Origin of the sequence: Reichenbachiella sp. (genome assembly GCF_033344935.1) — a bacterium.
In the GTDB taxonomy this organism is placed as follows: domain Bacteria; phylum Bacteroidota; class Bacteroidia; order Cytophagales; family Cyclobacteriaceae; genus Reichenbachiella.
The window spans coordinates 436,010-452,022 of record NZ_JAWPMM010000001.1 but is presented as its reverse complement, the minus strand read 5'-3'; the positions used below and the strand labels follow the sequence as shown (position 1 = coordinate 452,022).

General features: G+C 41.2%; 8 protein-coding genes. 2 read left to right on the top strand and 6 right to left on the bottom strand.

The features are described from left to right. Window positions 1–2 precede the first annotated feature (2 nt). On the top strand, window positions 3–3,251 hold the full coding sequence (locus tag R8N23_RS01850) for a translocation protein TolB (protein WP_318169862.1): 3,249 nt from the start codon (window positions 3–5) through the stop codon (window positions 3,249–3,251). Window positions 3,252–3,307: 56 nt separating this feature from the next. Then, window positions 3,308–4,183, top strand: a complete 876-nt coding sequence (locus tag R8N23_RS01845; RefSeq protein ID WP_318169861.1) for a YicC/YloC family endoribonuclease — start codon at window positions 3,308–3,310, stop codon at window positions 4,181–4,183. A gap of 79 nt (window positions 4,184–4,262) precedes the next feature. Here the strand turns inward: R8N23_RS01845 and R8N23_RS01840 are convergent, their stop codons facing one another. From R8N23_RS01840 to R8N23_RS01815, 6 genes are all read right to left on the bottom strand, one after another. Then, entirely contained in the window at window positions 4,263–4,937 is a 675-nt protein-coding gene (locus tag R8N23_RS01840) for an energy transducer TonB (protein ID WP_318169860.1), read from the bottom strand. A 133-nt stretch (window positions 4,938–5,070) separates the two neighbouring features. Next, window positions 5,071–5,406 (bottom strand): VanZ family protein, encoded by a 336-nt coding sequence (locus tag R8N23_RS01835; protein WP_318169859.1) that lies wholly within the window; start codon window positions 5,404–5,406, stop codon window positions 5,071–5,073. 26 nt (window positions 5,407–5,432) lie between these two features. Continuing rightward, window positions 5,433–5,813 (bottom strand): glycine cleavage system protein GcvH, encoded by a 381-nt coding sequence (gcvH, locus tag R8N23_RS01830; protein ID WP_318169858.1) that lies wholly within the window; start codon window positions 5,811–5,813, stop codon window positions 5,433–5,435. Window positions 5,814–5,914: 101 nt separating this feature from the next. Continuing rightward, window positions 5,915–12,937 (bottom strand): cell surface protein SprA, encoded by a 7,023-nt coding sequence (gene sprA / locus R8N23_RS01825; RefSeq protein WP_318169857.1) that lies wholly within the window; start codon window positions 12,935–12,937, stop codon window positions 5,915–5,917. A gap of 116 nt (window positions 12,938–13,053) precedes the next feature. Beyond that, window positions 13,054–13,647, bottom strand: coding sequence for a Holliday junction branch migration protein RuvA (gene ruvA / locus R8N23_RS01820; RefSeq protein ID WP_318169856.1), 594 nt, complete (start codon window positions 13,645–13,647; stop codon window positions 13,054–13,056). Continuing rightward, window positions 13,648–15,921, bottom strand: coding sequence for an NADP-dependent malic enzyme (locus R8N23_RS01815; RefSeq protein WP_318169855.1), 2,274 nt, complete (start codon window positions 15,919–15,921; stop codon window positions 13,648–13,650). Window positions 15,922–16,013: the final 92 nt, after the last annotated feature.

The following is a 16,013-nucleotide window of genomic DNA, read 5'->3' as shown; positions in this document are numbered from 1 at the left end:
GCATGCGTTTGAGAGCATTACTTATTGGTCTTCTTTTACTTTCTACACTGGCTGTACAAGCTCAGGAGCATAGAAAAGTATTTGGCCAAAATAGAGTGCAATACAAGAGCTATGACTGGTACTACTACAGTACAGACGACTATGATATTCATTATTACGCGCTGGGGGAAGAATATGCCAAATTAGCCTTGGACTATCTGGACGAAGAGTATGACAAGCTCACAGACATGCTGGGCTATGCACCTTTTTCCAAAACAAAAATTTTCCTTTACAATTCTCCTGTTGACCTGAAGCAGAGTAACATCGGTGTGGACGGGGCTACTTTTACCATTGCCGGGCAAACCAAGTTTGTCAAACTACAGGTAGAAATTGCCTATCCGGGTAGCATTGTTGAGTTCAAAAAAGAACTAAAGTATCGTTTAACAAAAATGCTATTGGACGATATGATGTTTGGAGGGAGTTTGGCAGAAATGTTTCAAAGTGCCTATCTGCTTCATTTGCCCGAGTGGTTCATAGGAGGAGCGGCCAACTACGCCGCCTATGGATGGAGTGTTGAGATGGACGATTATATGAGGGATTTCTTAACCAAAAGAAAAACAAAAAAACTGAATCGTCTCGAAGATATCAGAGCACAAATGGTAGGACAGTCAGTGTGGAACTATATCGCGGTTAAATATGGGCCCAGCAACATTTCCAACATCCTCAACCTAACAAGAATTATAAGAAACCCTGAACACAGTATAGCGAGCTCATTAGGAATTTCATTCAAGCAGTTTAAATACGAATGGGCCGAATACTACAGAAATGCAAATGCTTCGTTGGATGCAGCTTATGATTCCCCTGAAAAGGACAACAAGCTGATCAATAAAACCGGCAAAGTGGCTAAGCTTACCAAGGTTCGTGTGAGTCCTGATGGAAAATATCTCGCCTATGTCAACAACTACCGCGGCAAGTACACCGTGAATGTAAGAAATCTCGACAACGGAAGAGAAAGAACTGCGCTTCGTGGTGGTTACCATGTCATCAATCAGGAAGTAACTCTTGAGCTTCCAATCATCGAATGGATTACCGAATCCAAATTGGGTATTATACAAAACTGGTATGGCACCAATTATCTGGTTTCCTACGATGTTCCTACCAGAACTAAACAACGAAAGTCCCTTCTTAGGTTTAATCAAATTCAAGGCATCGGTTTTAATGACAATGGAAAGTTGGCGGTGCTTAGTGCTGACATTCAGGGGCAGAACGACCTGTACCTAATCAGCATGAGGAGAAATGCTGTAAAACGACTTACCAGAGACAAGTACGATGACTTGAATCCAAAGTTTATCCCGGGCACGGATGCGATTGTCTTCAGCTCCAACCGTCCGAGCGACACACTGAATCTTGAACTAGACAATATCAATGATGCCCCGAACAATTTGAACTTGTTCGCCTATGATTTAGATACCACCACAAACGTGGTCTACAGGATGACCAACACTTTGAGCAATGATTATTACCCTGTGCCAGTTGATCGTGAGAATGTATTCTACCTAAGTGATCAAAAAGGGATCTACAACCTTTACAAATACAATTTTTCGAATGGTATTTATAATCAGGTGTCTAATTTCCGGGCAAGTTTGCAGGAATATGATATTAACAGACAAAATCACGACTTGGCTTTTTTAATGCTGAATAATGGCAAGTCTAGGATCTACCTCCACCAAAATTACAACCTGGATCAAACCACCTTTACCCCACCTACTTTACGCAACCAAATAGAACAAGTAGAGTTTATAAAAAAGCGAAGAGCTGAACAGAGCAAAGATGATCTACCATCCGAAGAGCTCGAGTTGGGAGAGGGCCTTTTTGATATTTCTTCTGAGAGTGAAGGCGTAGAGACAGAAGAAGAGGAAGAAGATTACGAAGATGTATTTATTGATACGGATGATTACCAATTCGAAGATGAGCCAGAAGAAGATGAAGAGGATGGGCAAGCCTTTTCTTTTCTTACTACCTATCAGAAAATGCAAAAGGAACCAAGCGTAACAGGTCCTCATGCTTATGAAACTGCCTTCTCATCCAATAACGTCATCACCACATTTAAAATTGATCCAATTCGCGGCTTTGGAATTTTGATGGAATACGAAATGAATGATATTCTGGAAAACCATAAGTTTTATGGGGGATTTTTAGCTATTACAGACCTGAAAAGCGGTGACTTCTTTGCGGAATACCGATTCTTAAAATACACCATTGATTTGATGGCGAGATATGATAGAAACGTTTATTTGGAAGAGCGTTTTGATTTCTCTGGGGCAGGGGATGAGATTATTCAAAAGTATAAAAAGAATACCTTCACAGTGGGAGCATCTTTACCACTTTCCGTGGCCACACGTTTTGATTTACAGCCGTTTGTTACGTTTACGCGATTCAACAATCTAAGTCCAGATGCTCTACAGAGAAATTTCCCACCACAAGAACCCTATGTACTAGAGTCACAAAACACATTTGCAGGGATTAAAGCACACTGGGTATATGATAATACATTAGCCAATGGTTTAAATCTATACGAGGGAAGCCGTGCCAAAATATCTTTTGAGCATTATCAGGCTGTCTCTGATAACGATCTTACCTTCAGCAACTTCTCGGTTGACCTTCGTCGTTATCAAAAGATATCAAGAGAGTTGATTTTCGCCGGGCGTATTTACTTCGGGCGATCATTTGGAAACAATCCTAAAACTTACATGCTTGGTGGTATGGATAATTGGGTGGCTAACGACAGTGAAAACACAGATCAGGTAGATTCGCCACTTCATTTCAGTAACACAAAAGATAATACCGATATACTATTTGCTGAGTTTGTCAATCTACGAGGTTTCGATTACAACACTTTTAGCGGCTCGAATGTCTTGGCCATGAATGCCGAGCTTAGGTTTCCGATATTCAAGTATTTCTCTCGTGGGTCTATCAAGTCTAATTTCCTAAGGAACTTCCAGGCGATAGGATTCTACGACCTTGGCTCTTCCTGGTCCGGTAAGTCTCCGTTTAGTGACGAGCATGAAGTCAATAGCAAGGTGGTCAAAAGAGAAGGGTCTCCTTTTGAAGCAGTCATCAGGACTTCAGATAATCCCTGGCTGGCGAGTTATGGGTTTGGTATACGTACAGTACTTCTTGGTTATTATGCACGATTCGATTTTGCTAAGCCAATTGCCGATTATGAAGTCGGCGACATGCAGTTCTATCTGAGTTTAGGCTACGATTTTTAAACCCGCCCCTAATCTATTCTATTTTTAATACTGGCCTTATTTGACGATCATTGCAAATGCTTAAATCTATGACAGGGTACGGCCATGCCAATTTTGAGAATGATCAAATGAGCATTGATGTTGAAATCAAATCCCTCAATTCGAAGTTTCTCGATATCTCCACGAAGCTGCCTAAAGAAGTAGCTGCGTACGAAAACGAGATAAAAAAAATATTGACAGATAAAATCGTCAGAGGCAAGGTCAATTTTAGTATTGATATCACGCTGAAAAATGGTGTTGGTAGCGCGGGAGTCCTTAATCAATCACTATTTAATCATTATAAAAAACAGTTGCGAACTGTGGTCAGTGAGGCCGAATTGTCAGATGCTGAACTGATCAAAGAAGTACTTCGACAGCCAGATATTTTCGAATATTCGGACACAACCAATGACTTGGTAGATAAAGAACAACTCTTTACCCTGATCAATCAGGCACTAGTAGAATGTGAAAAATTTCGCATACAAGAAGGACAAGCTGCCGAATCTGCCTTAGGTACTTTTGCCAAAAGTATTGACCAAAAATTAACCCTTATCAAAGAGAAAGATCCTGAAAGAATAATCGCCATTAAGGATCGAATCAATGAGAGTTTATCTGAATTGGCGGCCTCCGAAAAGTCAGACCCTAATCGTTTTGAACAGGAATTGATCTACTACATAGAAAAGCTAGATATAGCCGAAGAGATTATTCGACTACAGAACCATATTTCCTACTTTCACGAAACCCTTGCAGTAAAGGAATCACAAGGCAAAAAATTAGGATTCATCAGTCAGGAAATGGGAAGAGAGATCAATACGATTGGATCTAAAGCCAACAACTCGGACATCCAGAAGTTGGTAGTAGACATGAAGGATGAATTGGAAAAAATCAAGGAGCAGGTATTGAACGTAGTTTAATTTTCCTTTCAAAAAATACAGACATAAAAAAACCCTGATGGTCTACCATCAGGGTTTTTTGTTTCTTATCGTTTCTCTATTAGCTCAACTTGAACGTAATAGGTAGAATCATTCTTACTTTTACTGGACGACCTCTCTGCTTACCAGGAGTCCACTTAGGAGCATTTTTCAATACTCTTACTGCTTCTTCATCACATCCAGCTCCAATACCTTTGATAGCTCTAACTTCAGTAAGGTTTCCAGACTTATCCACTACAAACTGAACGAACACTCTACCTTCGATACCCATTCTACGCGCCTGGTTAGGATATTTCATTTCCTTACCCACGTACTTGTAGAACGCTGCCATTCCACCCGGAGGTCCTGGCTGGTCTTCAACAATATCAAAAATCTCGTCTGCAACTTCCTCTTCAGGAGCTTCTTCGAATACGATATCTTCAATAACTGTTTCTTCTGTGATTTCCACATCCAAATCCACTTCGATCTCTTCCTCGATTTCTTCCTCATCAGGAATTTCTATAATCTTAGGCAATTCGATCTTTGGTGGTGGTGGTGGTGGTTGCTCGGTTGGAGGAATCTCCATGATATCCTCAAAATCATCATCCACTTGACCTAAATCAACTAATCCTCCATCATCATAAAATCTCCACTCAAAGGCAGTGATGACTAGTAATAAACTGATAGCAAGGCCAATGTTAAAAAACATCCCTGACTTTCTCTCTAGAGATATTTTCGGGTCTTTTTTTAGCTCCATGCTTATTTAATTAAATAAAATTTCTTTTCTAATAGCAACTTCAAATATACGAAAGTCCAGATTATATCTATGCTAATTCATTTTTTTTCAACAGAATTAATCCACAATAAATCAACAATTGACAAGACTGATGCTAAGTAGCTGATTCTCTGGACCTAACTATGTATACCGAAAGGAGTCCGAATAGGGTTCCGCAGACATCGGCCAAACCATCGTAAATGTCGGTGTGCCGACCTGGGACATAAGATTGCATCCATTCTGTAAATAACCCTAGAGAAATACCACTCAATATTCCAATAACGAGACCTTTTCTAAGATCTTGCGACAGCCCTACAAAAACAGCATGAATCATGAATAGCCCAAAGTGAACTACTTTATCAAAATGTGGAATGGGTATCTCAAAAAGAGGATCACCATCCGAAGGAGAGAGTGTAGCAAAAAGGATGGCACCTGTCCATCCTATTACCAATTTTTTGAATATGGATTTTGAAGGGATTATTTCCCTATCAACTCTTTGTAAGCATCTGGAGAAAGCAGGCTATCTTTTTCACTCATGTCTGAAAGTTTGATTTTGATCATCCAACCATCGCCATAAGCATCAGAGTTTACAATCTCTGGCTCGGACTCCAACTCTTCATTGAACTCTGCCACTTCACCAGACATAGGCATGAACAAATCGGACACCGTTTTTACCGCCTCTATAGTTCCGAATAATTCACCTTTGGCAATAGTTTCACCTTCAGTTTCGATTTCTACATATACAATATCACCAAGCTCACCTTGAGCAAAATCTGTAATACCAACAGTGGCTACATCGCCATCTATCTTTACCCACTCGTGATCTTCTGTATAAAGTAAGTTTTCAGGAATATTCATCTTGAATCGATTTTGTTTAATTAAGTGCTCCAAAAATACGTTGATTTTCACAAATCGATTAACAATCTAATAAGATTATTATATCCAGATATATGCAAAATTTATTGTGCTAAACTGAAGCGCATTTGGACACCAAAAGCTGAAGAAGATCTAGGGAAAGTGTTCGAGACTTTAGGTTCGTTGATGTTCTTTTCGAAGTACATCGTAATGTTCAATTTTTGATTAGCAACATAACTCACTGTCGGTCTTATCTGATAATTGATGTTTCCATTGGTCACGGTCTGCACGTCTTCAATTTTTCGCTGGATGGTTTTGGTATCCCTTACGGTAAAGGTAAACCTGAACTGGATATCGTTGTCCAGGGTAGATGTTCTTCCCTTAATCTTGAATGGGATCTTCATTTTGCTCTTGGTAATTCCAAAATCAAAGGCAATATCGTTGCTACTCAACTCGGTCACCTGTGAGTTCGAAAGGTTCAGGGACAAACTTCGTTCTTTCTTGTACTCGATTTTCGATGTGATCTTACTTTTGGTTCTTATATTAATTCCGATCAACGGAGAGAAACGCTCCACCATATCCACTTGATTGATTACATAAACCGGGGAAAGCGAACCATTGTCTCCCAACTGTGTAGCCTGAGGGTAGTCCAATATACTATTGTCCAATTCAAGCGCCGATGGGTTGTTATACAAGAGAGAATTTGTGTAGTTGGTAATACTAAAGGTAGACACATAAGCATGTGTCAAATTGATTGAAGCGAATGTTTCCTTGAGTGCAGGGATTTTACTTAACCCGGCATAATCTATCCGCCAGTTTGGCACCGGTGTTTTAGGAAAGGGGGTCAACTTTACACTCTCTGCACTTTTTCCACTATAAGCTGCAATAAACGCGGGTATCAAAACATCCTGAGAATTAATATCATACTCTCCATTTGAGTTGAGCAAGTTCAGCCGTTGACGAATCACCTCTCGGTTTTCTACAAATTTTTCGAAAGTAGGAGAAATATTCTCTCCATTATCTTTCGTAAATGCAGTCTTTATTGGCAGAAATGTCACTGTATAACTTCCAGACCTAGACGGCGTCAGCGATCTATATGCCTGAGCGACTGTGTCATACCTGTAAATTTCTTGATAGGCACTGGTCTCGGATCTTTTCGCATCCAACTGAATTTTCAAATCCTTGAATGGCTCTACATTCGCACGGATATTGAGGTCTACTGTGAGACTCTGAACAAATGGAGTGGTCAATCTTCCGTTTTCTACTAACCAGCCACTCTCAGCCGCCTTAAATCTGATGTTGGGATCCTGACTACCAAAAATGAATGCAGAGCCTGGCGCATCAAATTCACTATCCATACCAAATAAGTAAGGCACCGGGATAAAACCAGGGAGTTTAGTTGATTCCCTTTGCCCATAGGTCATATTAATTGAGCGCAGAGACATGAGTAGGCGCATAAAACCTTTGAGTCCAGCACCTCCACCGGACGACCTGGTGGTATCTACACGAGCCGGAGCTCGTGATCTTGTCGAGCTGCTTCTGGATCGAGAAGGGGAGTTGATCGATTTGAGGTACTTAGACTTATTATACAACTTTATCATGTCAATCTTTCCATTCAAATCTCTGGTACGGCTGTTTTCCACCAGATTCCCGAACTCATCTACCTGACCAATATTTCCACCTGTCCAGCGATAATCCACATTGTATCGATAATCGGCACTCATCCAGTCGGTCAAGGGAAGCTTATCCAAAGGCAGCCTATAGTTGGCTCCGATACTTTGGTTATAGTTTTTCATCCTTCCAAACCTTTTGATGTTGTTCCAGATAGAATCCCGTTTGGCCTGTGTATCTATATCTCCCTCAGGTTCGTCGATGATAGCATTAGCGGTGGCATTATAATTTACACTGAGGCTTTTGAAAATGCTCCATCGGACATTATAGGTTCTGTTGAAAGTAAAATACTTTTCGAAATTTGGATCAATTCCAGTGGTGGTTAAGTCCGCGTTCCTCAATTGCCTTTTTCTAAAAACTCGATTCATAGATGCTCTAACAGAAAAATTATTAGGCAAAGGAGAAAAATTGATGTCCTTGATCAGTTTCAGGTAGGGGCTGGAAAGAGCTTCTGAGTTTTTGAATGGTTCCAGAGATGGAGGCTGCGGGCTGTAGTTGTATGAAACATTACCATCATACTCTTTTCTAAAGTCCCTTTCTGTATTCACATTGCTTGACTTCTGCTCAGAGTAGGCGTAGCTGAACGAGAAATTCTCAATATCATACACATGGCTTTTGGCATCTGGCTTCACTTTTTCTTTATGTACATCAATAAAGTTGATGCTTTTATTGACCGTCTGTGATATTACTTTCTCTTTGTATTCGTCGCGCTCTTCCTGTTGGTCAAATTTCAACACTGAAGCTTCCAAAGGTATATCGGGGTCTAACGGGTCATATTTTGGTGTTTGTTTGGACTTCGAATAACTTACAAACATGGGGATCTTAATGCCAGTATTCCACGGTATTAGTTTATCCACATTCATGTTCATGGACAAATCATAATCAATGGATTCATCACGTGTCCGTTGAGATATATTGTCTTGTATACCGCCAAAGCCTACACTGGTGTATCGAGTTGCTGCATTAATTGTAGCAAAGTCGGCCAATTTCACACTCATTCTGGCATTAGCAGCCCAGCCTTTTTCATCATCGTAATCGGTCAATCTCATTTCGTTGGCCCATATACAGAGTGAATGCGGTTCTGCACTATCTTCGGATTTTGGATTTCTAATCCCAATCATCATGGTCGTGATATTGTTCAGCTTTGGATTTCCAACTATGGTAAGTCTGTATTTTCCATCCGAAGACTGCCTGCTAAATTCATCTTCGACATTCACATCGCTCCCATTTCTCGCAGCTTTCACTCCGTACAGCTCGTTTAAGGCAATATTGATTTCATTTTCTTCCGGCCATACATCAGTATCCAAGTAAGGTGCCGCATTATCAGGAGTGATTTTTAAAGGAACTTCAATCTCATAATAATTAGAGGTTTGGTCTAACCCCAAGCGAAGAAACCCTGTCATTTCATCGTCATTAACCATATCATTTTGATATTGCTCGGCATGAAAAAACATTTTGAGTCTGCCATAATTGACCAAATCCTGAGAAACTTCTTTGTACACGGCCCGTGCATCTCCATCTTCCAAATCCTCCACACAAATCTTGAGCGACTGCTCATTCACCTGACGAGAAATTGTGGTGGTATTATCCTGATCTCGAGTAATTCCAGGCGGCAGTACATAGGGTGGCTTCCCATCTGCTGGCAAACTATTTTCCTCAATATTTACCACCGACACTTCAAAATCAGAAGTGCCTGTCTCTGGTAATACATCAAAGCCCTGATCCTTAAGGTTTTCGACTGATTTTCTCCACTGGCTGGCCACTAATTGCATCTTAGCCATCCTCAATACTACCGGCTGCTGCCAATCGGTCATATACATTCTGATGAATCTATTGGATTCTTCCGTGTATTCCCCAACCGTTTTGGTCGGTTGGTTGATGGGTATTCTAAATAGATACCACGTCGCTTCACCATCACTACTCACGGCCTTGTCAACAATATTGTGATTTCCAACCTGTAAGGAATTGATGTCTGTCATATCAATTTCAAATTCGCGGTAAGCTTCTAGTGTATTGATGTAATTATCATCGTTCAAATCTTCGTTTTCAGGAATATTGGTTGCTGAGGCCGTAAAACTATTCGAACCGGCACCAATCGGCGAGTTCCCTTCAATTCCGTTAAATTTTTTGTATCGCTCTAGAATTTTTGCATTACGCTCGTCATAGTTGTCACTAAGAAAATATTCAAAATCATCCGCAGCGACATCATCTCTGGTTCTAGCTTGGCCGGTAGCGTTCATTCCGTCTAGGCCAATGATAGGGCCAAACTGTGCCCGCTCTTCTTCTGATTTAAGCCCATCCAGTCCAACATCCTGATTAGGTCTGGAAGAAGCTGAATTGTCAAAAAACTCCGTGAGATATTGCAAGGTCGTGGCCTTACCATAAGACGTAGGTTCTGTATTTTCAAGGCTTCCATCAGGAGGTAATCCATTCTCAAATTCATGTTTTCCTTCCTCCAACAAATTCTCTGAGACGTCTCCCAAATTGAATATCAGCTTTCCTCCCGTTTGATTATTTGTATTCACAATACCATCGTGCACCACACCACGCTCTCCTTGAATAAACGGATCCATCATCCAGAATTCAATGTACTCCATGTTATTCTGGCGGAAGTTCACTTCTCCGGTAATCGCACGGGTAATGGCTCCATAATTACTCTTAGGATCCGGAAGTAGACCATCAGGTGTCAGGTTTGGATTGTAGTTGTAAGGTCCTCTTTCTTGCGGATAGTAGGCAATATCAAAAACTGGAAGGTTAGTATTCACTACTTGGCGATCTTGTTGCTTGTAGATTTCCTGAGGTAGTACTGGTCTCACATAGTGATTTTCCAAATCCTCGTCAGAAATGTTATCCGGCTTATTTCCTCCACTTAGATAAAAAGCAGATCTGTCGATGATGTACCAAGCCATTTTAGCTCGTCGATAGTTATCTGCCAATGGGTCGGAACTATCTTGAAAACGGGCAGGAGTAGAGCCCAACTTCCATGGCAGATGCCCACCAGCAATGTTGTAAGGAGTAACTGCGCTCTCAAAATCATCCAGATAGGACGAACTTTCCCCATTCACCTTGTTGGATGTACCAGGCAGTAATTGGGCAAATTCACCATTAAAAGTCACCGTGGATTTTTCCTTCGTACTCAACAAGGGCAATGCATCAACCATTTTGGTTAGCATCCGAGATTCTTCCTGATAGTTGACGTCGAAGCCATATTTGGTATTTTTAATTGGTTCATTACCCGCGGTGTAGCGACTCACGCCACCAGGCCTCTCACTCAAGTGAAATACGGTAGCTCCTACATTTATCTTATCTGAAAAGCGGTAGTCCAATCGAGCCCCGGTCAACCATCTGGATCTAAAACTAAAAAGATCGTCTACCTCATAAGAAATGTTGATTTGCTTCCCGGAGGCAATAACACCTTGATTAAGTATAGTTACTGTTCCTCCTGTATTGTAATTGACCTGATAATCTACTCCCTCAGCCAACAATTGGCTACCAGCAGTGACTCTTACCGATCCTTTCGCAATATTGAAAGCATTGAGTGGATACACGCCTGCTGCGCTAGAGGAATAGGTACCATTGATGAAGAATTTATTTTTAGCGATATTCTGCTGAGCATCAATTTTTGACTGATCATATAAATCCTGAAAAACATATTGATCCTTCAATCTTTGTTCGTTGCTCTCAAATTTTGATTCAAGCGTAGTTCCGAAAGGTTCCAATACTGGAAAAATCACATAACCGTTATCTACATCGAAGGTGACATCAGGGATAAAGTCAAATTTACCGTCTTTTTGGTTGTCTCCATTCACGTTCAATTGATCCAAAGCCAACAGTTCAATCAACGGGACATTGTTGGTATTAGCTCCCTCATTTAAGTTCGGTGCATCGTAGTTTTTCGTATCATCACGATAATTGATTCGTAATTCGAAGCCTTCTTGATTAATTCTTGGAGAATTCAGTGAGTAAATATTTTTCATCATCAAATCCCAGGTTTTAATCTCCGTGTTGATCCGACCAGGACGCAACATTTTCAAAAAGATTAGATCGTCATCTGGACGCCCATTGTACGACTCTGATAATTCCCCTACTTTAAAGCTCTGGCCATTATAAGTATACTCAAAAGCCACAGCCAGTACTTCATCGTTTTGCAGCTTTCGCTGCAAACTGATGTATCCCAATTTAGAATGCCACTTGTATTCGCGAGCATCTAGTTTCCTTGCCGTTGGTCTCACCTCAAAATCAGTACCCACCATCATATTTCCAGAAGCAGAACTACCCAAAAAACTTTCAACAGTTGAAATATTCCTTACCTGACTTTCATTGGTGTTGATATAATTCCAAAGTCCATTGGCATCATTATCCGATGGGTCGCCCTGAGCGCCTGGTCCCCACTGAATACTATTTTGAATATTGTCCGCCTTGCCTTCTCCTAAATCTGTAAAGGCAATAAAATTTCGAACATTGGCCGTCTCATTATTGGTGTTCACCACGTAGACCTCTACCCTTGTGATATTGACACCAGAGGTAACCTGAGGGATGTCTTGCAACCAGTTTTGATAATTGTCTCTAAAGAAATGTGATAAGAAGAAATGTCGTCGTTCGTCGTAATCAGCCGCTCTCAAACTGAAAGGTTGGCCTTCAGCTCCAAATTGAAAGGTCTTGCTTTGAGATTTTCCTTGTTGGCGAGAGGCCAGAGCCGTCACGTATAGTTTTCCAAACTGGAGCTGCGTTTTGATACCGAACAAACTCTGTCCGCCGGTCATCAATGAATTGGAGACTGGCATACTTACATTACCAATCTCAATCTTTTTGATAATGTCCTCTTCGTAACCGGTGTACTCAACTTTCAAGTTATTCTGAAAATCGAAGGAGTTGTTGTTATCAAAATTAGCGGTAATAGCCAGTTTTTCTCCCACTTTACCCACCACATTCATGGAGATTTGCTGGTTGTAGTTGAAGCCCCCATTCCTTTGTTGATTGATAGGAATGGCCGGGTTTTCTATTCGCTGCCAACGGCCTCCAAAATCGAGATTTACAAAACCATTAGGTTCGATGTCCACATAGCTTCCTCCAAAAATTCTATCGAAGATGGGACTGATATAAAGTTTAGGAATGAGTCGCCTGCCACTCACGGCACTTTCACCATCCAAACCTGACGATCGGTTTTGCCAGTATTCCTTCTTCATTTCTGCATCCTGATACCGATTGAATTCCTCAAAAGTCATGGTAGACCTTGGGCGATAATTGAGCGCACCTACTCTTTCGTAGATGGTGTAGTTCATGCCTGTATCTATTTCCAGATCCAGCTGCATAGACGCTGGGTCTTCCAATAATAAGGGTGAAGGACTTTGTGTATTGGAGAAGGGATCACCAAATCTGTCCTGTTGTCTAAAAGTTGGGCGGTAAGAAGGCTCGTATTTTTGATTGACTACAGAGTCAGCACTAACAGAATCCACCGGAATTTGTTGATACCCATATGAAGAATATGCTCCCAGCATTCCCACGAGGAGAACGAGTATTAAGGTAGGTGTTATTTGGAATTTGATTGGACTCAAACTCTGTTGTTGCTGATTTAGGCCCTTTTCAGGGCTAATTTAATTAATTCCTCCAGACTCATTTGCTCCGCGGTTTCATTCATAATTTTATCAATCGTTTTTTCAGCTGCTGCTTTATTAATGCCCAAAGTTGTCAGGGCGGATAACGCTTCTGACTTTAGTGTATTGCCTGAAGATAGGGATATCACCGGCGCATGACCTTCGAGCTCTTCTTTGCTCATTTTATCTTTCAATTCAAGGATAATTCTCTGCGCTGTTTTCTGACCAATTCCCTTCACCCCACTTATGGTTTTTACATCACCGTTTACAATCGCTGAATGAATTTCTTCAGGCGAAAGAGAAGACAATATCATCAATCCGGTGGAAGGTCCTACTCCTGATATAGAAATCAGTTGTAAAAATCTCTTACGCTCCGACTCCTCGAAGAACCCATACAAAGTATGAGCATCTTCTTTGACATGTAAGTGGGTGTGAATCTTGCAGCTATCGAGCCCCTTGACCTGCGCAAAAGTGTTGAGTGTAATTTTGACCTGATAACCCATACCTCCTACATCCACAATGATATAGGTAGGATCTTTAACCATCAGCTTTCCTTCCAGATATGCAATCATTTATTTCTTCTTATTGGCGGTAGCCTGTGCATCAACAACGGCAATAGCTGCCATGTTATAAATTTCTCTAACTGAGCTCCCCGTTTGCAATACATGCACCGGTTTTTGCATACCCATTAGAATAGGTCCTATGGCTTCGCTTGCTCCAATCTCCATGAGCAGTTTATAAGCAATATTTCCAGAAGACAAATTAGGGAAAATTAATGTGTTAACCTGATGCCCAGCCAAATCACTAAACGGATAAGTTTTCTCTAGCATTTTTTTGTTCATCGCCAAGTTCGCTTGAATGTCTCCATCGATAATCATCTCCGGCCATTTTTCCTTAGCAATCTGTACCGCTTTGGCTGTCTTGCTTGGTACATCTCCCTTAGCTGAGCCAAAGTTGGAGTAGGAGAGCATAGCCATTTTTGGTTCGAAACCAAAGAACTTCACCGCCCGATGAGTCAATTCAATAATGTTGACTAACCCTTCCACATTTGGATTTACATTTACTGTAGTATCTGCCAGGAAGAAAGTCCCTTTCTTATTTCTAACGATGTACATACCTGCGACACGTGTTAATCCTTCTTCAACACCAATGATTTGAAGTGCTGGACGTATCGTGTTAGGGTAGTCGCTATTCAATCCGGATATCAGTGCATCGGCTTCGCCAGTTTCTACCATCATCGCCCCGTAGTAATTTCTATCGAGCATCTGATGTCTACCCTCTTGTACAGTAGCCCCTTTTCTCTTTCTCTTTTCAAAATAAATTTTGGCGAAAACATCTACTTTCTCCTCTTGGTAGAATGGATCGATGATCGTACAATCTAAATCAAGATTTAATTCACCGATGAGGCGTTTGATCTTTTTCTCATTACCCAATAAGATAGGAATACCCACTTTTTCATCAGCCACGAGCTGTGCCGCTTTCAGGATTTTTTCTTCGTCCGCCTCAGCAAATACGATTCGCTTAGGGTTCTTTTTCGCCGCAGAAATGATTCTTGATATGATTCGCTTCTCGGCTCCTACGCGCTCTTCTAACTCAATTTTGTATTCTTCCCAGTTGTCGATAGTTGTTTTTGCCACTCCAGAATCCATAGCAGCTTTAGCCACTGCAGATGATATATTAGCTATCAATCTTGGGTCTAACGGTTTGGGAATCAAATAATCCTTCCCGAACTTGATCGACTTCTCGCCATAAGCTTTGGAAACGATTTCAGGCACAGGGAGTTTGGTCATTTCTGCCAAGGCCTTCACTGCGGCCAACTTCATTTCTTCATTAATGGATGTAGCTCTCACATCCAATGCACCTCTAAAAATATAGGGGAATCCTAAGACGTTGTTCACCTGATTAGGATGATCTGAACGACCAGTAGCCATTACTATGTCGTCTCTTGTTGACATCGCTAAGTCATAAGCGATTTCAGGGTCTGGATTAGCCAACGCAAATACGATTGGGTTATCAGCCATGGACAATAGGTCGTCCGGAGAAAGCACATTGCCCATAGACAAGCCCAGAAACATGTCTGCCCCTTTTACCGCTTCTGAAATCGTTGATATATCTCTTTCAGTGGCATACTTGCCTTTCATTGCATCTAGATTTTCACGATCTTTTCGGATCACTCCTTTGCTATCTAGCATTACAATGTTTTCACGAGTAGCACCCATTTTAACATACAAATCCGTACAGGCTATGGCCGCTCCACCAGCTCCATTCACTACGATCTTGATTTCGGAAATTTTCTTGTCTACAACTTCAAGTGCGTTGAGCAAAGCTGCACTGGAAATGATAGCCGTACCGTGCTGATCATCGTGCATGACCGGAATGTTCATTTGCTCTCTCAGTTGACCCTCTATCTTGAAGCTTTCTGGTGCTTTGATATCTTCAAGATTTATTCCTCCAAATGTCGGCTCCAAAGACTTGACGATTTTGATAAACTCATCAGGGTCTTCCTCGTTGATTTCGATGTCGAAAACATCTATTCCAGCAAATTTTTTGAAAAGTACACCTTTACCTTCCATTACGGGCTTAGACGCTTCAGGACCAATATTACCTAGTCCCAATACTGCGGTACCATTTGAAATCACACCCACCAAATTGCCCTTGGCTGTGTACTTGTATACTTTCTCTTTATCTTCTGCTATTTCAAGACACGGCTCTGCCACTCCTGGAGAATAGGCCAAGGCCAAGTCGTGTTGTGTGGCTAAGGGTTTTGTGGGAGTAACCTCTATTTTTCCAGGAATAGGTTCTGAATGAAAATCGAGTGCGTCTTTCTTTCTTATTTTTAAACTCATAGTAGAATTTGTGGATTAATAATGTTGTTGGCTTTTGAGCACATGGGGGAATGCTAAATGGGCAAAAACCAAGCTTCAAAATTGCGGAAATT

What these genes read in the sequence shown, in the direction of transcription:
- R8N23_RS01850 (WP_318169862.1), top strand. Translation starts at nt 3, where the DNA reads ATGCGTTTGAGAGCATTACTTATTGGTCTTCTTTTACTTTCTACACTG.
- R8N23_RS01845 (WP_318169861.1), top strand. Translation starts at nt 3,308, where the DNA reads ATGCTTAAATCTATGACAGGGTACGGCCATGCCAATTTTGAGAATGAT.
- R8N23_RS01840 (WP_318169860.1), bottom strand. Translation starts at nt 4,937, where the DNA reads ATGGAGCTAAAAAAAGACCCGAAAATATCTCTAGAGAGAAAGTCAGGG.
- gcvH (WP_318169858.1), bottom strand. Translation starts at nt 5,813, where the DNA reads ATGAATATTCCTGAAAACTTACTTTATACAGAAGATCACGAGTGGGTA.
- ruvA (WP_318169856.1), bottom strand. Translation starts at nt 13,647, where the DNA reads ATGATTGCATATCTGGAAGGAAAGCTGATGGTTAAAGATCCTACCTAT.
- R8N23_RS01815 (WP_318169855.1), bottom strand. Translation starts at nt 15,921, where the DNA reads ATGAGTTTAAAAATAAGAAAGAAAGACGCACTCGATTTTCATTCAGAA.